The following is a 23,010-nucleotide window of genomic DNA, read 5'->3' on the forward strand; positions in this document are numbered from 1 at the left end:
GTCAGCGCCGGCCCCCGTCGCCGGCCGATCGGCGGTCCTTCCGGGGGCCGTGCGCGTCCAGCCAGTCGACCATCGCCGACCGGGTGGCGACGGAGAGCCGGTGCCAGTCGGCGAGCGGCACCCGCGGCACCCCGGCGGCCCGGCAGGCGGCGGCCACCGCGCCGGGCGGCGCCTCGGGGTCCCAGGCCGGGTCCAGCACCACCGCGGGGCGGTCCGCCGTGGCGGTGAGCAGGTCGGCCAGCGTGTACCCCGGCCGGGCCCGCAGCAGCGGCTCCCCGCAGGTGGGCGCGGCCAGCACCATCCCGGCCGGCGGCACGTCCCCGGGTCCGGTGCCCAGGGCGCCCAGGTGCAGTGCCACCAGCGCCCCGGTGCCGTAGGCGGCGACCCAGGCCTGCCGGTGCCCGGTGGCCGCCGCCGCGACGGCGGCCACGGCGGCCGCGTCGGCGGTCATCCGACCCAGCGGGGAGGAACCCGGCCCGGGCCGCTCGGCGTGCCGAGGGCCGCTCCCGACCGGGTCGTGGCAGGCGACCGCCCAGCCGGCCGCGGCCAGGAGCGCCGGCAGCGGCTCGGCCTGCTCGTACCCGGCCCGCCAGCCGGTCGCCGCACACGGCGGGCCGAGCCAGAGCACCAGCCCGCGGCCGTCGCCCCCGTCCGGCGGGCGCAGCACGGTGACCGGCACGCCGTCCGGGGTCTGCAGGTCCCCCTCCCCCGCGACGCCGGCGGCGGTCCCGGCCGGGCCCAGCGCGGCGCGGACGGCGGCGCGCAGCTCCGCACCGCGGACCGGCCGCGGCCCCGGGCGCAGGCGGTCGGCCGGCCACGGGACCGGGGACGCCTCCGCCGGCGCCCGCCCGCGACGGCGGGGCGGGCCGCCGAGCACCGACTGCGCCCAGTCCAGCTGGCCGGCCACCGCGGTCTCGTCGGCCCGGTGCCCGCCCGGGCGCAGCGCCAGCTCGAGGGCGTCGCCGCAGCCGAGCAGGGCCCAGGCCTCCCGCGCGGCGTCGACGGCGGCGCGGGCGGCCGGGACGCGCTCGACCGGGTCCTCGACCGCCACCGACACCAGCACCGGCCGCGGCGCGGCCAGGGCGAGCAGCTCGTGGGCGTCGGTGGGCAGCCGGTGCTCCCGCCCGGCGAACCAGCGCAGCCGCGGGTGGTACCAGCCCGGGTAGTGCCGGGTGAGCAGCTCCACGCCCTCGCCGAAGTGCCGGTCGGTGCACAGCCGGGCGGGGATGGCGCCGAGGACGCCGCTGGAGCTGGACACCACGCCGGCGAAGCGGTCGTCGAAGGCGGCGGCCAGCAGCGCGGTCTTGCCGTTGCGGCTGTGCCCGCCGACCAGCACCCGGCGGGCGTCCACCCCCGGCTGGTCCGCCAGCGCGTCGAGGACGCGGGACAGCGCCCACGCCCGCCAGGCCAGTCGGCCGGCGACGACCGAGGGGAAGACCCGCTCGACGGCCTCGGTGTCGTCGTCGCCGTCGGCGGCGGACACCAGGCAGGCGCCCCAGCCGCGGGCCAGCGCGGCGTCCGCCCAGGGCCCGTGGCTGGACTGCAGGAGGTAGACCGGGACGTCGCGGCGCACGCCGGCCGCGGGCACCGGCAGCAGCAGCCGCGCCCGCACCGACCAGCCCCCGCCGACCGTGGACCCGCCGACCGTGGACCCGCCGACCGTGAGCTCCCGGACCTCCACGCCGCCCGCCGTCCGCACCCGGTCCACGCGGACGGCCGTGCGGCCGGGCACGGGAGGGAGGTCCCCGGTCAGCCAGCGGCGCCAGCGGGCGCGCAGCACCGCGCGCCGGGCCGGCCACCCGCCCGGTCCCGCCACCCCCTCCGCCGGCGACCACAGGCCGGTGCGCGCCGGCAGCCGGGCGAAGTCCGGCGCCAGGCCGCCGCCGGCCGCGAGCCACGCCTCGAAGGGCCCGCTCGGTGGCAGCACCCCGGCCAGCTCGGCGGTGTAGCGCCGCCGGCGCGCCGCGGCCGACCGCTGGGCACGGGGCCGGTCGGGCACCACCTGCGTCATGCGCCCGCACGGTAGGTCCGGGACGTGTCCGCCGGGGTGTTCCACGTGTTGCGTCCGTGCTGCGGCGGGCGGGTGGTTCGCCGGGGACGGAGCGCGGGCACAGGGAGCGCTGTGCGCGTGCTGTTGGTGATCACCGACGAGGACTGGTACGAGGACGCCGGCTACGCGGCCGCCTGGGTGCGGGCGCTGGAGGAGGAGGGCGCCGAGGTCGAGCGGCTGGCCCGGATCCCGGACGACTGGCCGGTCACCGGCCCGCCACCGGGCCGCTACGACCTGGCGATCGCGCACGTGCTGGTCGAGGAGGTGGTGGCCTACGCACCCACCTTCGCCCTGGCCACGCTGCTCGAGGCGGCCGGCGTGCCCCTGCTCAACCCCGTCACCTCGCTGGTCGCCTCGGCCGACAAGCTGGTGACCCACGCGGTGTGGGCGGCCGCCGGCGTGCCGCAGCCGGCCGCGTGGGACCTGGCGCGGGTCCGGGAGTGGCCGATGCCCGGTCGGCAGATGGTGCTCAAGCCCTCCCTCGGCGACGGCGCCCGCTACATCGAACTGGTCGGCGACCTCGACGCCGCCCGCGAGGTGGAGGCCGGCTGGCGGGAGCACGAGGCGGCCGGCGGCCACCGGCGCGGTGCGTCGCTGCTGCAGGAGTGGATCGCCGAGCCGGCGTGCGCGCGGGTCTTCGCCACGCCCACCACCACCTCCCTGGTCTACGAGAAGTCCCGGGAGGAGGGCGCGCTGGTCACCCACGGGACGGTGTACCCGCGGGTGTACGAGGCGCCGCCGGAGATGGCGCAGCTGGCGCGGCGGATGGTCGCCGGGCTCGGCGGGGGCCTGATGGGCGTCGACCTGCTGGTCGAGCCGGGCGGCCGGCTGCTCGCGCTGGAGGCCAACGCGCCCTTCGGCTTCGACGTCACCGACCCGCAGCAGGGACGGTGGGTGGCCCGCGCCGCCCTGGCCGTCGCGGAGCGCGCGGCCGCGGAGCGCGCGGCGGCGGCCGCGTGAGCCCCGAGGGCGGGCTCGACGAGGCACTGCTACCCGGTGGCGGCGACCGGGCGCACGCGGCGGCGGCGCTGGCCGCCGTCCGCGCGTACGGCCCCGGCGCGCTGGCCGCGGACGTCGCCCGCGCGGCCGCCGACCTCGGCCTGGAGCACGGGCCCGCCGGGGAGTCCCACCCGTTCACGGTCGACCCGGTGCCGCGGGTGCTGGAGCGGGCCGAGTGGCAGGAGCTGGCCGCGGGCCTCACCCAGCGGCTCCGGGCGCTGGAGGCCTTCGTCGCCGACGCGCACGGCCCGCGTGAGGCGGTCCGCGCCGGCGTCGTGCCGGCCGCGGTGCTCGACACCAACCGCCACCTGACGCCGGGCCTGCCGCCGCCGCGGCGCTGGATCGGCATGGCCGGCCCCGACCTCGTCCGCGGTGCCGACGGCCGGCTCGTCGTCCTGGAGGACAACGTGCGGACGCCGACGCTGCTGGCCTACGCCCTGGCCGCGCGCGACCTCGTGGCCCCCCGCTTGGGCGTGCAGCCGGGACCGCCGCCGGTGCGGGAGGCCGCCGTCGCGGCGGTGCGGCGGATGCTCGCCGCCGCCACCGACGTCCCCGACCCGGTGGTGGCCGTCCTCGGGGACGGGCCGCGCAGCGCGGTGGCCTGGGAGATCGACCGGCTCGGGGAGATGGCCGGCGCGCCGGTCGTGCTGCCCGCGCAGCTGACCCTGCGCGGCGAGGACCTCCTGTTGCCCGACGGGCGCCGGGTGGACCTCGTCTGGCGGCGCACCAGCGAGGAGCGGCTGACCGGCGACGACGGCCGGCCCAACGAGCTCGGCGAGCTGCTGCTGCGCCCCCTGCGGGCCGGCACGGTGACCGTGGTCAACGCCTTCGGCACCGGCGTCGCCGACGACAAGCGCACCTTCCCCTACGTCGAGGACCTGGTCCGCTTCTTCCTCGGCGAGGAACCGCGGCTGCGCTCCCAGCCGGCCTACGACCTCGGCGACCCGGCGGTGTGCCGGGAGGTCCTCGACCGGCTGCCCGAGCTGGTGCTCAAGCCGCGGTCCGGCTCGGGCGGGCACGGGGTGCTCATCGGCCCGCGGGCGGACGCCGACCGGCTGGAGCGGGCCCGGGCCGCCGTCCTGGCCGACCCCGGGGAGTGGATCGCCCAGGAGCCGGTGGCGCTGTCGACCCACCCCACGGTCGTCGACGGCGCGCTCGTGCCGCGGCACGTGGACTACCGGCCGTACGCGTTCTGCGCCGACGACGGGACGGTCGTGCTGCCGGGCGGCTTCACCCGGGTGTCGCTGACCGAGGGCGAGCTGGTGGTCAATGCCTCGCAGGGCGGCGGCGGGAAGGACACCTGGGTGGTCGGCTGAGGGGGACGGCGCTCCGACCGAGGGCCGAAGTGCCCTGGAGCGGCTCGCCCCCGCGGTGCTTGGCTGGCGGGCACGGGGGCCAGATCGGCGGGGCCGCCGCTGCCCGCGATCGCGGCCGCGGACCGCCGGTGCCCCAGGGCACGCGCCGTCGACGGGCCGGGTCCGGTGACCGCGGGCGGGGCACGGTTCCGGTGCCGTGCCCGACCGGCACCCCGGCGGCCCTCGCCACGCCGTGCACCACTCCACGAGAGGCCACGCCGATGGGCACCACGCTGCCGGCCTTCACGCCGCTGGAGGACAGCCTGTTCGTGACGCTCGACTCCCGGGCACTCGACAGCCGCTCCCCGCACCCGATCCTCGGGGACACCCTCGCCGACGAGGTCGTCCGGGGGCTCGACCACGACGTCGGCCGGCGGCGCATCGACGCCAACCTGGTCAACACCTGCGCACTCCGGGCCAAGCGCATGGACGAGGTGGCGGCGGGGTTCCTGGCCCGCCACCCCGACGGCGTCGGGCTCGACCTGGGCGCCGGGCTGGACACCCGGTGGGCGCGGATCGCCCCGCCGGCGACGGTCGACTGGTACGACGTCGACCTCCCCACCGTGGCCGCCTTCCGGGAGTCCGCGATCCCCCCGCGCGCGCAGACCCGTGTCATCGGGGCGGACGTGCGGGACGAGGGCTGGCTCGACGCCGTCCCGTCCGACCGGCCGGCCGTGGTCGTCGCCGACGGTCTGATGGGGTTCCTCGACGGGGCGGAGGTGTCCGCCCTGCTCGACCGGCTGGTCGGCCACTTCCCCTCCGGGGAGATCGCCTTCAACAGCTACTCCCGCTTCGCGGTCTGGGCGACCCGGCACGTCCCCGGCACCAAGGCCGTCTCCGGGCTCCTCAGGTTCCCGGGCATCGACGACCCGCACGAGTTCGAACGCTGGAACCCGCGCCTGCACCTGGTCCGGGAGATCCTGCTCAGCAGGGAACCCGAAGTCGCCCGGTTCCCACCGCTGCTGCGCACGTACTACCGGCTGTCGTCGCACAGCACGGCCTGGTCCCGCAGGGGGACGATCGTCCTGCACCACCGCTTCTGACGATCCGTCCCGACCCGGTGCGAGGACCGCGCTCCCCCGTCAGCCGAGCAGCGGGCCCAGCCGGTCGGCGTACTCGACGACGTCGGCCGCCCGAGCCCGCGCCACGGAGGCGTCCTCGCTCGGCACGGTGATCGCGACGGCGGCGACCAGCTCGCCGGACGGGGCGCGCACCGGCACGGCGGCACAGGACACGCCCTCGTGCACCTGGCCGGCCTGCACGGCGACGCCACCGGCCAGGACCGCGTCGATCTCGGCGTCGAGCTGGGCCGGCCGGACGACGGTGCGGGCCGTCACCGGGTGCAGGCGCCTCGGGTGGACGACCTCGCGCCAGTCCGGCTGCTCGGCGAGCAGCAGCTTGCCCACGGCCGAGGCGTGCAGGTGGCGTTCGACCGCCTGGGGATCGCGCAGCGGGTGGTCGGGATCGACGTCCGCGCACCGGAGCGTGGTGGCGGAGTAGAGGACCAGGTGGACGCCGAAGCGCATCCGCTGCCGCAGGTCCCCGACGACGTCGCGCGCGGCGGTGGGCACGTGGACCCGCCCCCCGTTGCCGGCCAGGCCCGCCACCTTCCGCCCGCAGGCGAAGCCGTGCAGGTCGGGGAGCCGCACGAGGTACTCCTCGGCGACGAGGAGGTTGAGCAGCCGGTAGGTCGTCGCCGCCGGCAGGCCCACCTCCTCGGCGACCTCCTTGGCCGTGATCCCCGCACCGACGCGGGCCACCGTCTCCAGGATGGCCAGCGCGCTCTGCACGGCCTTGGGCTGGCGGCCGGTGAGTCCCCGGTCCACGTCGGGGGTCACCGCGGCGGCCTCACGGGAGGGACCGGGACCGTGGTCCCGACCCGTCGCGGACGCTGCCGGGGAGCACGCTGCCGACGGTGGCCTGGTCGTAGACGCCCACGGCCCGCAGCCGGTCGGGCGACCGGACCCGCAGCAGCGCGAACCAGGCCAGGCCCGGGACCATCGCGCCGAGGAAGACCAGCGCCGCCGTCCGGCCCCCGCCCCACGACCCGCCGACGACCGCGACGCCCAGGCCCACGAGCCACACGCCGCCGGTGGCCAGCCCGGCGACCAGGGCCGGGAGCGTGAGCTCCCCGATCCGCCGGAGGAAGGCCGGCATGGCGGAGCAGGCGAGCGCGTAGGCCACGACGTATCCGAACACCGACACGGTGAGCAGGTCGGTGAGCACGGCACGAGGGCCCGCGCCCAGCGACAGCGCCGCGACCGGCACCCCGACGACGGCCGGGAGGACGGCGGCCAGCGCCACGTGCGGCGTCTCGAAGCGGCGGTGGGTCCGCCCCAGGGACCGCGGGAGCACCCCCTCCCGGCCCATCGAGAACAGCACCCGGGCCAGGGCGTTGACCGCGCCGGCCACCCCCGCGGAGAAGGACGCCGCGATACCGAGGTCGAGCGCCGTCGGCAGCCACGCGAGCCCGCCGCGGTCGGCCAGGGCCGCCAGTGGCGCCGGGCCGGTCAACACCTCCAGTGGCGCCCGGCCCAGCAGCGCCACCTGGGCGACCGTCGCGAGCACGAACAGGACCCCGGCCACGACCGGCGTCCACAGCACCGCCCGGGAGACGGTGACCAGCGGCCGCCGCGCCTCCACCCCCAGCGTGGCGGAGCTCTCGAAGCCCATGAACGCGATGACCCACAGGACCACCCCGACCGCCGCCGCGGGCCAGTCGACCGGGCGGTCCACGGTGGCAGCGGCGGTGCCCCCGTCGGCCGGCAGTGCCGCCAGCAGCGCCGCGAGCACGACCAGCACGAGGGTGATCGAGACGACCTCGAGCGCCAGCGTCACGCGCGCCGACACCCGGACGCCGCGGATCGCGCACGCGCCCACCACCACGCCGACCGCGACGACCCCCGTGAGGACCGCGGGCGTGGAGGCGCGGACACCCACCGCGCCCGCCAGGTAGATCCCGGCGCCGACGAGCGCCCCCATGGCCACCGCGGCGTACCCGATGACCAGCGCCCAGCCGCCGACCAGGGCCGCGCCGGGCCCGAGGCCCTTGGCGGTGTAGCTGTACGTGCCGCCGACCGCGGCCATCCGGCGGGCGAACTGGGTCAGGCACCAGCCGACGAGGACCACGAGCACGGAGGCGCACAGGAGGGCGGGCAGGGTCCGGCTCCCGGCCTGCACCAGCACGATCGACGGGACGGCGACCATCGCCGCCGACGGCGCGAGGGTCGCGACCGACTGCGCGAGGACCTCGGCGAGACCGAGCCGGCGGCGGCGCAGACCCGCCACGGGCGACCGTCCGGGCAGTGCGGTGGGGGTGGGGCGGCGCACGACCACTCCCTCCGGGTGCACGTCCCCGCTGACGGGAGCGGAGCGTATCCGCACGGCCGGGCGTCCCGGGTCGCGTCCGCACGGGGTCCCGAATGAGAAACCGGCCGGCCCGTGTCCCGTTCGGCGTTACGCCGATGTTGCGCGAAGATGACGGTCGTGTAACCCCGGTCACATCAGCACAGGTCAGGCTCCAGGCGCCCCGCTCGCCCCTCCCGGCAGCCCGGAGCTGCCGCACCCCCGGAGGCCGCCATGGCCACAGTCTCGGACCCGCCCCCGACCTCGGCGACGCCGACGGGCCCCGGCGTCGCCGGCCGCCCGCCGTCGCACCGCCTCGAGGGCCGCCTGGGCACCGGCGCGATCGTGTTCATGGTGGTCGCCGCCGCCGCACCGCTGACCGTCATCGCCGGATCGGTGCCGATCGGCATCGCCGCGGGCAACGGCGCCGGCTACCCGGCGATGTACGTGGTGGCCGCCGTCGTGCTGGGGTTCTTCGCCGTGGGCTTCACCGCGATGACCCGCCACGTGCCGAACGCCGGCGCCTTCTACTCCTACGTCGGCACCGGTCTCGGCCGCGGCGCCGGGCTGGGGAGCGCGCTGGTCGCCCTCGTCAGCTACGTGACCGTCCAGGGCGCGGTGTACGGCTACATCGGCTTCCTGGTCGGTGACCTCATCGCCGGGTACGGCGGGCCGTCGCTGCCGTGGTGGCTCTGGACGGCGCTCGCGCTGGCGGTCACCGGGCTGCTCGGCTACCGGCACATCGAGCTCTCGAGCCGGGTCCTCGGCGTCCTGCTGGTCGCCGAGGTCGGCATCGTGCTGGTGCTGGACGCCGCCGTCATCGGCCGGGGCGGTGGCGAGGAGGGGCTGTCCTCGGCGCTCGTGACGCCCGCCGAGATCCTCTCCGGCTCCCCGGGCATCGGCCTGATGTTCGCGATCGCGGGCTTCATCGGCTTCGAGGCCACGGCGATCTTCCGGGACGAGGCCCGCGACCCCGAGCGCACCGTCCCGCGGGCGACCTACGTCGCGCTGGTCGTCATCGGCGTCTTCTACACGCTCTCGTCCTGGGCCATCGTCAGCGCGTGGGGCGACAGCCGCATCGTCGAGGCGGCGGCCGCCGACCCGGGCGGCATCGTGGTCACGACCACCGCCGACTTCGTCGGGACGGTGGCCGCCGACGTCATGCTCGTCCTGTTCGTGACCAGCCTGTTCGCCGCCATCCTGTCGTTCCACAACGTGCTGGCGCGCTACTTCTTCTCGCTGGGCAACACCGGGGTCCTGCCCGTCGCCTGCGGGCGCAGCCACGCCCGGCACGCCTCGCCGCACGTCGCCTCCCTGGTGACGTCGGCGGTCGGCGCGGTCCTGATGGCGGTGTGCGCGATCGCCGGCCTGGACCCGGTGCTCGAGGTCTTCACCTGGCTCGCGGGCATCGCCAGCGTCGGCATCGTCGTCCTCATGGCCCTCGCCTGCCTGGCGGTGATCGTGTTCTTCCGGCGCACCGGGGTCGACGGCCGTCCCTGGCACACGCTCGTCGCACCGGCCCTCGGGCTGGTCGGCCTCCTGCTCATCCTGGGCCTGCTGGTGCGGAACCTGCCGCTGCTGATGGGCGGCTCGACACCGCTCGGCGTCGGCGCCGGCGTCCTGCTGGCCGTCGCGCTCGGCGCCGGCTGGCTGCTGGCCCGGGCCCGCCCGCACGCGGCCCGCGACCTGGCCCGGGCCACGCCGGCCGACGAGGCCCCCCTGATCTGACCCACCCCGCACCACCGCACCCACCGGAGGACCAGATGACCCTCACCGCCCCCAGCACCGCCGTCACCCACCCGCTGTCCCGGCTCACCGCCGAGGAGATCACCGCCGCGACCGCGATCGTCCGCGACGCGGGCCTGGTGAGGGAGAGCAGCAAGTTCGTCTACGTGGGGCTGGAGGAGCCCCACAAGCGCGACGTCCGGGCCTGGCGCCCCGGTGAGCCGGTCGAGCGGCGGGTCCGCGCGCTGCTGCTCGACCGCGCCACCGGCAACGGCCGCGACCTGGTCGTCTCGATCACCGGCGGCACCGTCGTCGAGGACCGCGAGATCGACGGGATCGCCGACGGGCAGGTGCCGATCCTCGACGCCGAGTTCGAGGCGATCGAGCCGATCCTCGCCGCGGACGAGCGCTGGGTGGCGGCGATGGCCAAGCGCGGCCTCGACGTCGCCGAGGTCCGTGCGGTGCCGCTGTCGGCCGGGTCCTACTTCCCCGACGAGTTCGGTCACCGGATCGTGCGGGTGCTCGGCTTCCACCAGGCCGACGAGTCCGACCTGCCCTGGGCGCACCCGGTCGACGGCGTCGTCGCCTACGTCGACATCACCGGCGGCACCACCACCGCCGTGCACGACCACTACGACCTGCCGGTCCCCGCCGAGCGCGCCGACCTCGACCAGGCGACCCACCCCTCGCCGGTGCGCGACCTCAAGCCGATCGAGATCACCCAGCCCGAGGGCCCGAGCTTCACCGTCGACGACGACGTCGTGCGCTGGGCCGGCTGGGAGTTCCGGGTCGGCTTCGACGCCCGCGAGGGCCTCGTGCTCCACCAGTTGTCCGTCGACGGCCGCTCGGTCGTGCACCGCGCCTCGATCGCGGAGATGGTCGTGCCCTACGCCGATCCCTCCCCCGTGCGGTTCTGGCAGAACTACTTCGACGTCGGCGAGTACCTCTTCGCCCGATACACCAACTCCCTGGAACTCGGCTGCGACTGCCTCGGGGAGATCCACTACCTCGACGCCACCCTGGCCGACGAGGACGGCGCACCGCGGACCATCCGCAACGCGATCTGCCTGCACGAGGAGGACTACGGCGTCGGCTGGAAGCACACCGACCTGTTCAACGGGATGGCCGAGACCCGTCGCTCCCGCCGCCTGGTGATCAGCTTCTTCACGACCATCGGCAACTACGACTACGGCTTCTACTGGTACCTCTACACCGACGGCACCATCCAGCTGGAGAGCAAGGCCACCGGCATCGTGTTCACCTCGTCCTACCGCGGCGAGGAGCACCCCTACGCCACCGAGGTCGCCCCGGGGCTGGGGGCGCCGTTCCACCAGCACCTGTTCTCCGCCCGGCTGGACATGGCGGTGGACGCGGCCGACGGCTCCGGCAACACCGTCCACGAGGTGGACGCCGTCCGGCTCCCGATGGACGAGGACACCAACCCCTACGGCAACGCCTTCACCCGCCGGTCCACCCCGCTGACCCGGGAGTCGGAGGCCCAGCGGCTCACCGACGCCACGGTCGGGCGCACCTGGCACGTGGTCAACCCGTCCAAGACCAACCGGCTCGGCCAGCCGGTGGGGTACGCGCTGCACCCGCTGAACGCGCCGGTGCTGCTCGCCGACGAGCGGTCCTCGATCCACGCGCGGGCCACGTTCTCGACCCGGAGCCTGTGGGTCACCGAGTACGACCCGGCCGAGCGCTATCCGGCCGGCGACTTCGTCAACCAGCACCCCGGCGAGGGCGGCCTGCCGTCCTTCGTCGCCGACGACGCCTCCCTCGAGGACACCGACGTCGTCCTGTGGCACACCTTCGGGCTGACCCACTTCCCGCGCCCGGAGGACTGGCCGGTCATGCCGACCGACTACTCGGGCTTCACGCTCAAGCCGGTCGGCTTCTTCGACCGCAACCCGGCGCTCGGGGTGCCGGGGTCGGCGTCCTCGCACTGCGCCGGCGAGGGCGGCCACGGCGCGTGACCACCGTCCCGACGGCTGCCGTCGCCGCCCGGCCGGGGGCGCCCGCCCTCGGCCGGGCGGCCGCCGGGCTCGCGGTGGCCTCGGCGCTGGTGCACCTCCTGCTCCTCGACGCCTCGTCCCTGGGCTCGCTGGCCATGGCCGGCATGGCCCTGGTCTGCCTGGGCTGCGCCCGACACCTGTGGCGCGCGCCGACGCCGTCGGTGTGGCGGCTGACCGCCGGCCTGGACGCCGCGATGCTCCTGGTCCACGTCCAGGTGCCGGCCGGGCACGGCGCGGCCCACGTCCACGCCGGCGGACCCGGCGTCCTGGGCTGGCTCGGGCTGGGCCTGGTGGCCGGGCAGTTGCTGGTCGCCGGGGCGGTGGCGCTGCGGCGCTGACCCCGGACGCCTCCCGCTCCGGACCGGGCTAGCGTCCGGACCGGAGAGGGAGGCGTCATGGCGATCGAGGACGGCGTCCGCGAGATCGAAGCCGGTGTGGCGACGGACTTCAGCGGGAGGATGGACTACGGGAGCTACCTCGGCCTCGACGAGCTGCTGTCCGCGCAGCACCCGATCAGCGACCACCACGACGAACTCCTCTTCGTCATCCAGCACCAGACCACCGAGCTGTGGCTGAAGCTCGCGCTGCACGAGCTGCGCGCGGTCCGCTCCCACCTCGACGCCGACGACGTCCGCCGCGCGCGCAAGGGCCTGGCCCGGGTCAAGCACGTCTTCCGCACCATCACCGACCAGTGGTCGGTCCTCGCGACCCTGACGCCCAGCGAGTACGCGCAGTTCCGGGGCGTCCTGGGCAACGCGTCGGGCTTCCAGTCCTACCAGTACCGCGCCGTCGAGTTCGTCCTCGGCAACAAGAACGGGCGCATGCTGGCGGTGTTCGAGTCCCGGCCGCACGCGCACGCCATGCTGGCCGACCTGCTCGACACCCCGACGGTCTACGACGCCTTCCTGCGCTTCCTGGCGCGCGCCGGGCACCCGGTCCCCGAGCACGTCCTGCACCGGGACGTGCGCCGGGCGTGGGTGCAGGAGGAGTCGCTGCTGCCGGTCTTCCAGGCGGTCTACGAGGACACCGACACGCACTGGGCCGAGTACGCGACCTGCGAGGACCTCGTCGACCTCGAGGACGCCGTCCAGCTGTGGCGCTTCCGCCACCTGCGGACCGTGCAGCGGACGATCGGCTTCAAGACCGGCACCGGCGGGAGCTCGGGTGTGGACTTCCTCCGCCGCGCGCTGGACCTGACCTTCTTCCCGGAGCTCTACGCGGTGCGGACCCGGATCGGCGCCTGAGCCGCGCGCGGGACCGTCCGCGGCCCGGCGGTCACAGCTGCAGGACGGCCGCGGCGGCCAGGTAGGCCGCGGCCACGCCCTCCGGGTCGTGCAGGTCCCCGGGGTCCGTGGCCACCACCCGCGCCCGCGCGCGCACCGCGGCGCCCGGGTCCCCGGCGACCAGGTCGGCGCACAGCCCGGCGACGACGACCCGCGCGTCGTGGTCGTCCAGCCCGTCGAGGGCCAGGCCGTCGTGGAGCAGGGTCGCGGCCTCGGTGAACACCTCGCGCGCCGCCTCGGGGTCGACCTCGGGCCGCTCCCTGGCCACGGCCTCCGCGGTGGCCAGGAACGGCTCGTACAGCGGGGCCACGTCCCCGGGCGGCATGCCGCGACGCTCCCAGGGCACCCCGCCTCCCGGCAACCGGGTTCGGCGCCCCGCCGGAGGACCTGCGGTCAGGGGATCTGGGCCGGGATGCGCCGGCCCTCGACGAGCACGCACAGGTGCTGGAGGCCGGCGATCGACGCGGCCTGCAGCAGCGGCAGTCGCACGAACACCAGACCGAGCGGCCCCAGGAAGGCGGCGAAGAGCCAGATCGAGGTCGCGAGGCAGAGCAGCCGCCGGCCGGAGCTGCGGGCGTCGCGACCCCGCCCCGCGAGGGGCAGCGCCGCGACGGCGAAGGCGGTCCCCAGGACGATGGTCAGCAGCGCCGCGCTCTGCGCACCGCCCAGCCACTGGGCGGGGAGGACGCCCAGCACGGCCGCCGCGATCGCCACCGACCACCACAGCCGGCCGGCGCGGTGGCCGCTCCCCGGGCCGGCCGGCTCGTAGCACTCCAGCTCGGTCGGCGGGTGCTCGGCCAGCATCCGGGACCGGTCCCGGTGGACGGCGACCGAGGGGTGGTTCCGGCGGACCCGCTCGGCGAGCTCCTCCGGCACGGCCGCCGACAACCACAGGGCCTCGATCCGGCAGTGCTCGGCGCGCAGCCCGCGGGTCCCGGCGATGACGTGCCCCCAGCAGGAGACCACTGCGAGGACGTGGCGGCTGCGCGGGTGGTCACCGACCCACTGCTCCCCGCCGAAGGCGTAGAACCCGCAGGTGCACTCCGGGTCGGGGCTGGGGTGCGGTGGGCGGTCCTGCTTCAGGCAGCGCGCGGTGTTGACACCGTCGTGCCACGGACCGGCCGAGAACAGGGGGTACAGGACACCGTCCGGACCGATCCGGAAGGTGCGCAGTGCCCTGATCTGACCCACCTGCGGCTCGAAGCCGCCGTAGGGGTCCACCGCGGCTACCTCGTCGGAGACGGTTCCCGGTGCGGCTCAGGTCGCTCCGGCGCGGCCGGTTCAGGGGTCGGCCCGGGCACGGGCAGGACCTCGATCCGGCGGACTTCCTTGCCGATGTTGCCCATGGCAGGAGCGTAGGGACCCCGAGCCGTGTCCCGGGCGTCTTCCCGCGCGGCGATCTGCACGGAACGGCTGACGGCGGCCGGCTCCCGAGCCCTCCGCCGTGCGCTCAGACGGTCGCCCGGGGGGTCACTGCCGGGTCACCGCCGGCGTGCGACCGCGGGCCGAGCCCGGCCGCGGTGGTCATGAACGCCGTGTCGAACACCGCACACCGACGCCCGGCGTCCATGACGTTCGGGCCGATGGCGGTGAGGTCCTGCGGCGTCGGGGCGAGGACGCGGACGCGGCTGCCCCCCGCGGTCAGCCGGCCGACCTCCCGCTCGAGGCGCCCGGTGGCGTACCGGCGCAGGCCGCCCTCGAGGCGCGCGACGACGCCGCGACGCGGATCGGCACCCGCGAGGGCCATCGGCGCCAGCACGACGACCTCGTCGAGCCCCTCACGGACGAGCACGTCGGCGTTGGTGACCGACACCGCTCCCCCGTCGACCCAGCGACGCCCGGCCGCCGGCACCGGAGGGAACCAGCCCGGTGCCGCGCACGAGGCCATCACCGCTGCCGGCAGGGGCACCACCGGTGCTCCGGGGCGACCGAAGACCACACGGCGGCCGGAGTCGAAGTCCGTCGCCACCGCCCAGGTGCGTGGGCGGTCCGGCCAACCCACGCCCTCGTGGTACTCCTCCACCAGCTCGCCCACCGGCGCCAGGAGGCCGCGACCCCGCGGAGCCAGCGCCGCCGCGGCGGTCAACAGGGTGTGCCGGCCGGGCCGCCGCAGGACGCGCGTGGCGAGCGCCGGGTTGCCGGGCAGGGGGATCGGCCGCCCGACGTCCCCGAGCGCCCGGTGCAGGCGGTCCACCACGTCGAGCGCGTTGACCGCCTCCGTGCCGACGACGTCGGACCCGCTGCCGGTGAGGCGCTCGGCCATCTGCCGCGGCGGGACGCCGCAGCCGACCAGTGCGGCCAGCACCGAGCCGGCGGAGGTGCCCACCACCACGTCGACCCCCGCCGGGTCGTAACCCTCGAACTCGTGCAGCGCGCAGAGTGCACCGAGCGCCCACGCACCACCGAGGGCGGCACCCGCCCCGATCACCAGGCCACGCCGCGGCGGCCCGACCGGCGTCCCCCGGACGGTGGCCGCAGGTCCGGGACCGCCGGTCGCTGAGGTCACGGTGCCCCTCCTCCGCTCGGACCACCTCGTGGACCCAGCGTGGTCCGTGCCCGCTGCACGGTCCGGAGGACGAGGGCAGGTCCTGCACGCCGAGAGTCCCTGGCCCGAGCAGGCCCTTGGCCGCGGGGGATGCGGGACGTCCGTCGGGCCGAGAGGCGATCCGGGCGGTCCCCGGCTCAGGTCACCCGGCCCGCGGGCACGTCCGCCGGACCCCGCCCGACCCCGCCGGACGTGAGGTCCGCCAGGAAGTCCTCGGCGAACCGCCGCACGCCGTCCCACTCCGTGTACACGTAGTCGCGGGAGACGTCCGTACCGAGGTGGCCGGGCTTCTCGCTCGCGATCTTCTTCATCATGTGCCGCTTGAGGAACCCGTACTGCGTGTAGAGCAGGGCGCCGCCGAAGAGGGCGATCCTCGCCGGGCGCCAGCCCGTCCCGCGCTCGAACTCCTCGACGTAGCCCTGGGCCTCCTCGGGGTCCCCGTGCGCGGCGAGGCTGACGGAGAACAGCGCCGACGGCAGCCGTTCGAGCGCGGCCCGGTTCGCCCGCACGTAGTCGACGGCGTGGCCGTCGTGCTTCCCCATGTGGACCGAGGCCCCCACGATCACCCCGTCGTACCCGCCGGGCACCGCGCCCTCGGACCGCCTGATGTCGGCGGTGTCCGCCTGGTGCCCGTGGGCCCGCAGCACGTCGGCGATGTAGTCCGCGATCCTCGCCGTCTGCCCCTCCCCGGTCGAGTAGGGGATGTAGATCCTCGCCATGACGGCCACCACCTCTGCACCCAGGACGTCCGGTCGGCGGGACCGTCGCGGTGGCGACGGCTCCCTGCCTTGCAGGGTCCGGCGTGCGGCGCGCCCGGCGTAGGGGCGAAGGCCACGGCCCGGTGAGCCGTCCGGTCCAGCCCCGAGGAGGGAGGAGCGCCGGAGAACGGGACGATGGTCCGACCCGGGTGGGCCCCAGGGCTCCTACCGGCCCCCGCGCCGACCGGACACGCTCCGGTACCTGACGACAGTCCGGCGGGGCCCCGGTCCCGCTGCCGGGCCGAGGGGGTGCGCGGTGACCTGCACCGGACCGATGAGCGGGCGGCCCACGCCGGCGGGGCCGTGGTGATCCGGATCGGCGGGGAGGTGAGCATCGCCCGCCCGCCGGACGAGGTGTTCGACGTCCTCGCCGATCCCCGCAACGAGCCCCGCTACAACCCGCGCGTCCTACGGGCCGAGAAGACCACCCCCGGCCCGATCGGGGTCGGCACACGGTTCCGGCAGACCGTCGCCGGCCTGGGCCGGCACGGCGAGACGACGACCGAGCTGACCGGCTACGAGCGGCCGCACCGGCTGGCCTTCCGGATCCGGATGGCGGCCATGGACGTCGACGGGCAGGAGACGTTCGACCCGGTCGAGGGCGGGACCCGGGCCCGCTGGTCCTGGGACGTCCGGCCGCGCGGGGCCTGGCGTGCGGCGGCTCCGCTGCTGGGTGCCGGCGGGGCCCGGCTCGAGCGGCGGGTGTGGGCCCGCCTCGGGCAGTACCTGGAGCAGACGCCGGACCGGTGGCCTCCCCCGCCCGGACGGCGGGGACCGGCGGAGGTCGCCCGCGACGTGCACGCCGTCGCGCTCGGCCCCGGGGTGCTCGCCTCGAACGCCTACCTGGTCCGCTCCGGCGACTCGTGGGTGCTCGTCGACACCGGCTGGGCCGGCGACGCGGAGGCCGTCCGGCAGGCGGCGGAGTCGCTGTTCGGCCCCGGCGCGTGTCCGACGGCGATCCTGCTCACCCACGTCCACCCCGACCACTCCGCCGGAGCGGGCGACCTCGCCCGTGCCTGGCAGGTGCCGGTCTACCTCCACCCGGACGAGCTGCCCATGGCCGCCGGGAGGTACCTGCCCGAGTTCGACATGCCGCTGGACCACTGGGTGGTCGTGCCGGTCATGCGCCTGCTGCCGGCCCGCGCGCGGGCCCGCATCGAGGCGGCCGGGGACATCACCGACGTCGCCCGGCCCCTCGACCCCGACGGCGTCGTCCCCGGGCTGCCCGACTGGCAGTGGATCGCCGCGCCCGGGCACACGCCCGGCTCCGTCGCCTTCCTGCGCCGGGGCGACGGCGTCCTGGTCTCCGGCGACGCGCTGGTGACCGTGGACCTGGACTCGGTCCCCGGTGCGCTCTCGGGCCGGCAGCGGCTCGCCGGGCCGCCCTGGTACACGACCTGGGACCGGCCGACGGCGCTGCGCTCGATCGCGGCGCTGGCCGCGCTCGAGCCCCGGGTGCTGCTGCCCGGACACGGGTACCCGCTCAGGGTCCGGACCGCGGAGGTCCTGCGCGCGTTCGCCCTCGACGCCCGCGACGGCCCCCGGCGGAGGACCGACCGCCTCGTCGTGCCACTCGGTGACCCCCGGGCGCACCGCTACCGGCCGCCACCCCGGTGGTACGCGCGGCTGCAGTGGCTGGGACACGTGCTGACCGCCCTCGGGCTCAGCCCGGGCTACGTGGTCACCCTCGAGGTGCCCGGCCGCCGCAGTGGGGTGCTCCGGCGCACCACCCTGGTCCGGGCCGAGCACCACGGCTCCGGCCACCTGGTCTCCCTCACCGGCGACTCGGAGTGGGTGCGCAACGTGCGGGCGGCCGGGGGCCGCGTCGTGCTGGCCCGCGGCGGGCGGCGTCGGGCGGTGACGCTGGCCGAGGTGCCCGTCGGGGACCGCGCTCCGGTGATCCGCTCCTACGTGCTGCGGGCGGGACGACGACCGGGCACCGCGGCGGTCGCCCGCGAGGCGCGGGCGTTCTTCGGCGTCGGACCGGACCTCGCCGTCGACGAGATCGCCGCCGTCGCCGACCGGTTCCCCGTCTTCCGCGTGGTGCCGGGCTCCGGCTCCGCGGCCCGGCCGGACGCGCCGCCCGCCCGACGCCGGTCAGCTGCCGGTCAGTGAGCCCGCGTCCAGCCGCGGCGCCGCGGTCAGCGCGTCGGTCAGCAGGGCGACGAGCGTCTCGAGCTGGACGTCGGCCGACGAGGTGACCTCCTCGTCCGACCCGTCGAGCGCCCGCGCGGCCAGCCCGGCCTTGCTGTCGATCAGCTCGGCGATGCGGGCGTCGAGGGTCTGCGCGGCGATGACCCGCCACGCGGTGACCGGCTCGGTCTGGCCGATCCGGTGGCTGCGGTCGATGGCCTGGGTCTGCTCCGCGTCGGTCCACGACAGCTCGGCGAGCACGACGTTCGACGCGACCTGCAGGTTCAGGCCCACGCCGGCGGCGGTCAGCGAGCAGACCGCGACGGCGACGCCGGGGTCGCTGACGAAGGCGTCGATCTGCCTCTGCCGCGCCGAGGGCGTCTGGTCACCGCGGATCGACGAGTACCGGACCCCCTGCCGCGCGAGGGTCTCCTCGGCGGCGTCCATGACGTCGACGTGCTTGGCGAAGAAGACCACCTTGCCCGCGCTGCGGGCCAGCTGGGCCGCGTAGTCGGCGGCGAGGCCGGCCTTCGCCCGGCCGATGCGCCGCATCATGCCGAACACGTTCTCGCCCGTGCCGGTGCTCGCGTCCTTCAGCTCCGCCCGGGCCACCCGGCGCACCAGCTCCCGGTCGATGCCGCCGTCGAGCTCCTCGACACCGGCCGCGCGGTTGGCCAGCGCGGTCTCGTAGCGCGCCACCATCCGGCGGGCCAGCTCCTCCTCCGCCGCCCGGACCGACCGGCCCGCCGGCCCGTCGAGCTCGACGGGCAGGTCGGCGATCCGGCGGGCGGGGATGTCGGCGGCGACGTCGACCTTGCGGCGCCGCACGATGCCCCGGTCGACGACGCACCGGCGGGCGGCGGCGTAGAAGCCGGGGTCGGCCGGCGTCAGGCCGGTCTCTTCGAGCGCCTCCAGGAGCTCACCGCGCGGCCCGGACTCGTCGATCCAGCCGAGGAACTGCCAGATGGCCCGGAAGTCGTCGATGTCGTTGATCAGCGGCGTGCCGGTGAGGGCCATGAGCAGGGGCCGCGCGGTGCGCGACCGGATGCGCTCGGACAGCCCGAGGACGTGCTGCGACCGCTGCGAGGTCTTGTTCTTGATGAAGTGCGCCTCGTCGATGACCATCCCGCGGAACCCGAAGTCGCCGAGCCAGCCCACGTGGCGGTCGAGCACCTCGTAGTTGACGACGACGATGTCGGCGAAGCCGTCGACCGCGTCGCCGTCGCCCTGGACCACGGTGGCCGGGTGCCCGGGGGTCCAGCGTCCGGCCTCGCGCGCCCAGTTGGTCTTGACGACGTTCGGCACGACCACGAGCAGCGGGTAGGCGTCGGCCGCCTCGGCGGCGAGCAGCGCCTGCGCCGTCTTGCCGAGACCGGGCTCGTCGGCGAGCAGGAAGGTGCGGTGGCCGGCCTCGGCCGCGGCGACCAGCCGGGCCTGGTGCGGCATCAGCTCGAGGCCGGCGGGTCCGCGGCGCGACGTCGGGACGGGCAGGTCCATGACCGCCGCGTTGCCGTCGCCGGCGCGCTCGAAGGAGTTCAGCAGCGGGCCGATCAGCTCCCAGCCGGCCAGCCGCCGGGGCCGGACCGGGCGCGGCGGGACGGCGGAGAAGTCGGGCGCGAGGAAGGGGTTGGCCAGCTGCCGGGAGACCACCGACTGCGGCACCACGCGGCGCTCGGGCGGGGCGGGCGTCGCGGCGGGCTCCGCCGGCGGGGCCTCCTCGGGGGCGGGCTCGATCCCGGCGGCCTCGAGCAGCTCCCGGGACAGCGCCCGCGCCTCGTCGGAGACGACGGCGTCGTCGGCCAGCAGCGCCAGCAGCCCTGTGTCGCGGACGGCGGTCGTGGCGAGGATGGTCGCGATGCCGTCCAGCCGCTTGAGCTGCTCGGCCCGCCGGCTCTCGCTGAGGTCGGCCGCCCGGACGCGGGCCCGCTGGTCGCGCAGCACCAGGGCGACGGCCTGGAACGTCGCCCGCACCGAGGGCGTCACGCGGCCGCGCCGGGCGGCCGCCTCCACCTCGCGGACGGTCCGGGCGAGTTCGGCGACGACGTCGCCGCGCTGCCGTCCCCGGCGCTGGTCGCGCGGGGTGGATCGGCGGGCGGCGGTCTGGCGCCGGCCTGGTCGGGCCACGAACTCCTCCTCTGGCTGCCGGGCACGGGTGCCCGGCAGCACGCTGCACTGTCCCGCCGGTGCCGGCGGGGGCGTCCCGGCGACGGGACCCGGTGCCCCGGTCGCCGGTCCGCGGATCCCCCGGGGATCGACGCGTGGACGAAGCGGGCGACCACGGCACGGGGGACGTCGCCGGACGACCCGCTGCGGCCCGGTGGTCGGCACCTCGCCGGGGTCAACGCCTGCGACGGCGCACTGCTTCCCCCACTGTGCCATCCCGGAGGAGGAACCGGTGTGGTCGGCTCCCCGGCGCGCGGAGACGATGGTCGCACCCAGACGCCCCGGGAGGACCGGATGCCGGCACCGCTGCCCCCGCTGCCGACGATGATCGTCGGCAGCCTGCCCCAGCCCGACTGGCTCATCGACCGGGAGCGGCTGGGACACCGGTTCCCCCCACGGGTGCGCGCCCGGGAGCTGTGGCGCATCCCGCCGCAGCACCTCCATGAGGCCCAGGACGACGCCACGCTGGCGGCCGTGCGGGCCCAGGAGGAGGCCGGGCTGGACGTGGTCACCGACGGCGAGATCCGCCGGGAGTCCTACTCCAACCACTTCGCGACGGCGCTCGGCGGCCTCGAGCTCGACCCACCCGGCACGGTGCGCAACCGGTCGGGGACCGAGATCCCGGTGCCCCGGGTGACCGGCGAGATCCACCGGCCGTCCCCGGTCCAGGTGGACGACGTCCGGTTCCTCCGCGCGCACACCGACCGAGCGACCAAGATCACCGTGCCCGGGCCGTTCACGATGGCGCAGCAGTCGCAGGACGAGCACTACCGCGACGACCGGGCGCTGGCGATGGCCTACGCCGACGTCGTCCGCGCGGAGATCGCCGACCTGTTCGCCGCCGGCGCCGACGTCGTCCAGGTGGACGAGCCGTGGCTGCAGGCGCGTCCCGAGGTGGCCCGCCGCTTCGGCGCGGAGGCGGTGACCCGGGCCGTGGCCGGCGCCGCCGGCCCGGTGCACGTGCACCTGTGCTTCGGCTACGCGGCGATGGTCTCCGAGCGGCCGGCGGGCTACTCCTTCCTGCCCGAGCTGGCGGACACCCCGGCCGACACGATCTCGGTCGAGACGGCGCAGTCGCGGCTGGACCCCGCGACCCTGCGGCCGCTGCGGGGCAAGGGGATCGCGCTCGGCGTCCTCGACCTGTCGACCCCCGAGTTGGAGACCCCGGAGACGGTCGCCGAGCGGGTGCGGCGCGCGCTGGACCACGTCGACGTGGACCGGCTCGTGCTCTCCAGCGACTGCGGGCTCAAGTACCTCCCGCGGGCGTCGGCCGCCGGGAAGATGCGCGCCCTCGCGCAGGCGGCGGCGCTGCTGCGCGCCGAGCTCTGAGAGGGGCAGCGGCCCGCGGCACGGGGCATGATCGCCCCGTGGCGGAGGGCCGGGTCGGCGACCCCGAGGACGTGCGCGCGGTGCTGGCCGCCGAGGACCGCCGCTACCGGGCCATGCAGGACGCCGACCTGGCGGTGCTCGCGGACCTCTGCGCCGACGAGCTGAGCTACGCCCACTCCAGCGGCGCCCGGGACACCAAGGACGAGTACCTGGGCAAGGTCCGCTCGGGCTACTACGTCTACCGCCGCATCGACCACCCGGTGGAGCGGGTGGCCGTCGTCGGCGACAGCGCGCTCGTCGTCGGCCGGATGACCGCGGACCTCGACGTCGACGGCGTGGCCAAGACGATCGACAACCTGGCCCTCGCCGTGTGGACGCGGGCCTCGGGGCAGTGGCGGCTGCTGGCCTACGCGCCGACGCCGCTGCCGGCCTGAACCCCGGCCTGCGCCGTCGGCTGGAGCACGAAGTCGTACCGGGCCTCGAGCCACGGCTCGGCCGAGGTGCCGCCGTCCGGGGTCTCGCCGGGCTCCCGCTCCTCGAACCGGACGACCAGCTCGGCCTTGGTGCCGAAGACGACGTCGCTGTCGAGGTACTGCGCGCCCTCCTGGAACAGGTGGGTGATCAACGGCTCGTAGCCGGGCACGTTGAGCAGGAAGTGCACGTGCGCCGGCCGGAAGTGGCTGATCTCCGTCCGCGCGATGAGCTCCCCCACCGGCCCGTCCATCGGGATCGTGTAGCCCAGGGGCGCGACGGTGCGCAGGCAGTAGCTGCCGTCCTCGCGGGTCCGGTACTTCGCGCGCAGCCGGGCCTCGTCGACCTCGGCGTGCTGGGACTCGTAGAGCCCCTCGTCGTCGGCCTGCCAGACGTCGAGCACCGCCCCCGGCACGGGCGCGCCGTCGAGGTCGGTGACCACGCCGGAGACGAACAGCGGCGTGCCGGGCAGGCCCTGGGACATGTCGGCGCCGTACCCGAGTTCCGGCGATCCCTCGATGTGGAACGGGCCGAGCACCGTGGCCGGCGTGGCCCGGGGGTCGAGCCGGTGGTTCATCTGGACGACCAGCATCGACAGGCCCAACACGTCGGAGGCGAGGATGAACTCCTCGCGCTTGGCGTCGCTGATCTGCCCGGTGCGGGTCAGCCACCGCACCGCCGCCATCCACTCCGCCTCGGTCAGCCGGACCTCGCGGGCGAAGGCGTGCAGGTGCCGCACGAGCGCCGTCAGGAGCTCGGCCGTGCGGGGGTCCCCGGCCGTGGCCCAGCGCTCCACGGCCAGGTCGGTGATGTTCTCCTCGGTGACCAGCTGCACGGTC

19 protein-coding genes are annotated in these 23,010 nt (G+C 76.3%); 10 read left to right on the top strand and 9 right to left on the bottom strand.

The window, feature by feature from the left end:
* Nucleotide 1 precedes the first annotated feature (1 nt).
* Nucleotides 2–2,011 carry a glucuronyl esterase domain-containing protein gene (locus tag ACI78U_RS13865; protein ID WP_456875905.1) on the bottom strand — a complete coding sequence of 670 codons (2,010 nt, stop codon included), beginning with the start codon at nucleotides 2,009–2,011 and terminating at the stop codon, nucleotides 2–4.
* Between the two features lie 117 nt (nucleotides 2,012–2,128).
* Between ACI78U_RS13865 and ACI78U_RS13870 the strand changes: the two genes are divergently transcribed.
* From ACI78U_RS13870 to ACI78U_RS13880, 3 genes are all read left to right on the top strand, one after another.
* The gene (locus tag ACI78U_RS13870; RefSeq protein WP_456875906.1) at nucleotides 2,129–3,010 is read left to right on the top strand and encodes an ATP-grasp domain-containing protein; all 882 of its coding nucleotides are present in this window, start codon (nucleotides 2,129–2,131) and stop codon (nucleotides 3,008–3,010) included.
* Nucleotides 3,007–4,365: a circularly permuted type 2 ATP-grasp protein gene (locus ACI78U_RS13875; RefSeq protein WP_456875907.1), complete on the top strand. Its 1,359-nt coding sequence runs from the start codon at nucleotides 3,007–3,009 to the stop codon at nucleotides 4,363–4,365. Before ACI78U_RS13870 ends, ACI78U_RS13875 begins: the two co-directional genes overlap by 4 nt.
* Before the next feature lie 191 nt (nucleotides 4,366–4,556).
* Nucleotides 4,557–5,447 carry a class I SAM-dependent methyltransferase gene (locus ACI78U_RS13880; protein WP_456875908.1) on the top strand — a complete coding sequence of 297 codons (891 nt, stop codon included), beginning with the start codon at nucleotides 4,557–4,559 and terminating at the stop codon, nucleotides 5,445–5,447.
* A gap of 39 nt (nucleotides 5,448–5,486) precedes the next feature.
* Here ACI78U_RS13880 and ACI78U_RS13885 read toward each other — a convergent pair whose 3' ends face one another.
* Together ACI78U_RS13885 and ACI78U_RS13890 are read right to left on the bottom strand one after the other, a co-directional pair.
* Nucleotides 5,487–6,242: an IclR family transcriptional regulator gene (locus ACI78U_RS13885; protein WP_456875909.1), complete on the bottom strand. Its 756-nt coding sequence runs from the start codon at nucleotides 6,240–6,242 to the stop codon at nucleotides 5,487–5,489.
* A 10-nt stretch (nucleotides 6,243–6,252) separates the two neighbouring features.
* Complete coding sequence (locus ACI78U_RS13890; RefSeq protein ID WP_456875910.1) at nucleotides 6,253–7,734, bottom strand: APC family permease; 1,482 nt, start codon at nucleotides 7,732–7,734, stop codon at nucleotides 6,253–6,255.
* Nucleotides 7,735–7,983: 249 nt separating this feature from the next.
* Between ACI78U_RS13890 and ACI78U_RS13895 the strand changes: the two genes are divergently transcribed.
* Genes ACI78U_RS13895 through ACI78U_RS13910 form a run of 4 tightly spaced genes read left to right on the top strand, consistent with a single transcriptional unit; the run spans nucleotide 7,984 to nucleotide 12,733 of the window.
* Nucleotides 7,984–9,477 carry an APC family permease gene (locus tag ACI78U_RS13895; protein ID WP_456875911.1) on the top strand — a complete coding sequence of 498 codons (1,494 nt, stop codon included), beginning with the start codon at nucleotides 7,984–7,986 and terminating at the stop codon, nucleotides 9,475–9,477.
* Between the two features lie 35 nt (nucleotides 9,478–9,512).
* The gene (locus tag ACI78U_RS13900; protein WP_456875912.1) at nucleotides 9,513–11,450 is read left to right on the top strand and encodes a primary-amine oxidase; all 1,938 of its coding nucleotides are present in this window, start codon (nucleotides 9,513–9,515) and stop codon (nucleotides 11,448–11,450) included.
* A complete protein-coding gene (locus ACI78U_RS13905; protein ID WP_456875913.1) occupies nucleotides 11,447–11,827 on the top strand; it encodes a hypothetical protein in 381 nt (126 codons plus the stop codon). Before ACI78U_RS13900 ends, ACI78U_RS13905 begins: the two co-directional genes overlap by 4 nt.
* A gap of 57 nt (nucleotides 11,828–11,884) precedes the next feature.
* Nucleotides 11,885–12,733, top strand: a complete 849-nt coding sequence (locus ACI78U_RS13910; RefSeq protein ID WP_456875914.1) for a tryptophan 2,3-dioxygenase — start codon at nucleotides 11,885–11,887, stop codon at nucleotides 12,731–12,733.
* Between the two features lie 31 nt (nucleotides 12,734–12,764).
* On the opposite strand, the gene ACI78U_RS13915 is transcribed toward ACI78U_RS13910, so the two are convergent.
* The 4 genes from ACI78U_RS13915 to ACI78U_RS13930 all read right to left on the bottom strand — a co-directional run bounded on the left by ACI78U_RS13915 (nucleotide 12,765) and on the right by ACI78U_RS13930 (nucleotide 16,036).
* Entirely contained in the window at nucleotides 12,765–13,097 is a 333-nt protein-coding gene (locus ACI78U_RS13915; RefSeq protein ID WP_456875915.1) for a hypothetical protein, read from the bottom strand.
* 68 nt (nucleotides 13,098–13,165) lie between these two features.
* A complete protein-coding gene (locus ACI78U_RS13920) occupies nucleotides 13,166–13,993 on the bottom strand; it encodes a hypothetical protein (protein ID WP_456875916.1) in 828 nt (275 codons plus the stop codon).
* Nucleotides 13,994–14,222: 229 nt separating this feature from the next.
* Nucleotides 14,223–15,278 carry a patatin-like phospholipase family protein gene (locus ACI78U_RS13925; RefSeq protein WP_456875917.1) on the bottom strand — a complete coding sequence of 352 codons (1,056 nt, stop codon included), beginning with the start codon at nucleotides 15,276–15,278 and terminating at the stop codon, nucleotides 14,223–14,225.
* A gap of 176 nt (nucleotides 15,279–15,454) precedes the next feature.
* Entirely contained in the window at nucleotides 15,455–16,036 is a 582-nt protein-coding gene (locus ACI78U_RS13930) for a flavodoxin domain-containing protein (protein ID WP_456875918.1), read from the bottom strand.
* A 288-nt stretch (nucleotides 16,037–16,324) separates the two neighbouring features.
* Between ACI78U_RS13930 and ACI78U_RS13935 the strand changes: the two genes are divergently transcribed.
* Nucleotides 16,325–18,190, top strand: a complete 1,866-nt coding sequence (locus ACI78U_RS13935; protein WP_456875919.1) for a nitroreductase/quinone reductase family protein — start codon at nucleotides 16,325–16,327, stop codon at nucleotides 18,188–18,190.
* On the opposite strand, the gene ACI78U_RS13940 is transcribed toward ACI78U_RS13935, so the two are convergent.
* Nucleotides 18,173–20,332 carry a DEAD/DEAH box helicase gene (locus ACI78U_RS13940; protein ID WP_456875920.1) on the bottom strand — a complete coding sequence of 720 codons (2,160 nt, stop codon included), beginning with the start codon at nucleotides 20,330–20,332 and terminating at the stop codon, nucleotides 18,173–18,175. The genes ACI78U_RS13935 and ACI78U_RS13940 overlap by 18 nt on opposite strands.
* A gap of 333 nt (nucleotides 20,333–20,665) precedes the next feature.
* On the opposite strand from ACI78U_RS13940, the gene ACI78U_RS13945 reads away from it, so the two are divergent.
* Entirely contained in the window at nucleotides 20,666–21,700 is a 1,035-nt protein-coding gene (locus ACI78U_RS13945; RefSeq protein ID WP_456875921.1) for a uroporphyrinogen decarboxylase family protein, read from the top strand.
* Between the two features lie 38 nt (nucleotides 21,701–21,738).
* Nucleotides 21,739–22,134, top strand: a complete 396-nt coding sequence (locus tag ACI78U_RS13950; protein WP_456875922.1) for a nuclear transport factor 2 family protein — start codon at nucleotides 21,739–21,741, stop codon at nucleotides 22,132–22,134.
* On the opposite strand, the gene ACI78U_RS13955 is transcribed toward ACI78U_RS13950, so the two are convergent.
* Nucleotides 22,107–23,006: a dioxygenase family protein gene (locus ACI78U_RS13955; protein ID WP_456875923.1), complete on the bottom strand. Its 900-nt coding sequence runs from the start codon at nucleotides 23,004–23,006 to the stop codon at nucleotides 22,107–22,109. The genes ACI78U_RS13950 and ACI78U_RS13955 overlap by 28 nt on opposite strands.
* Between the last annotated feature and the right edge of the window lie 4 nt (nucleotides 23,007–23,010).

Source organism: Geodermatophilus sp. SYSU D00710 (assembly GCF_054050195.1).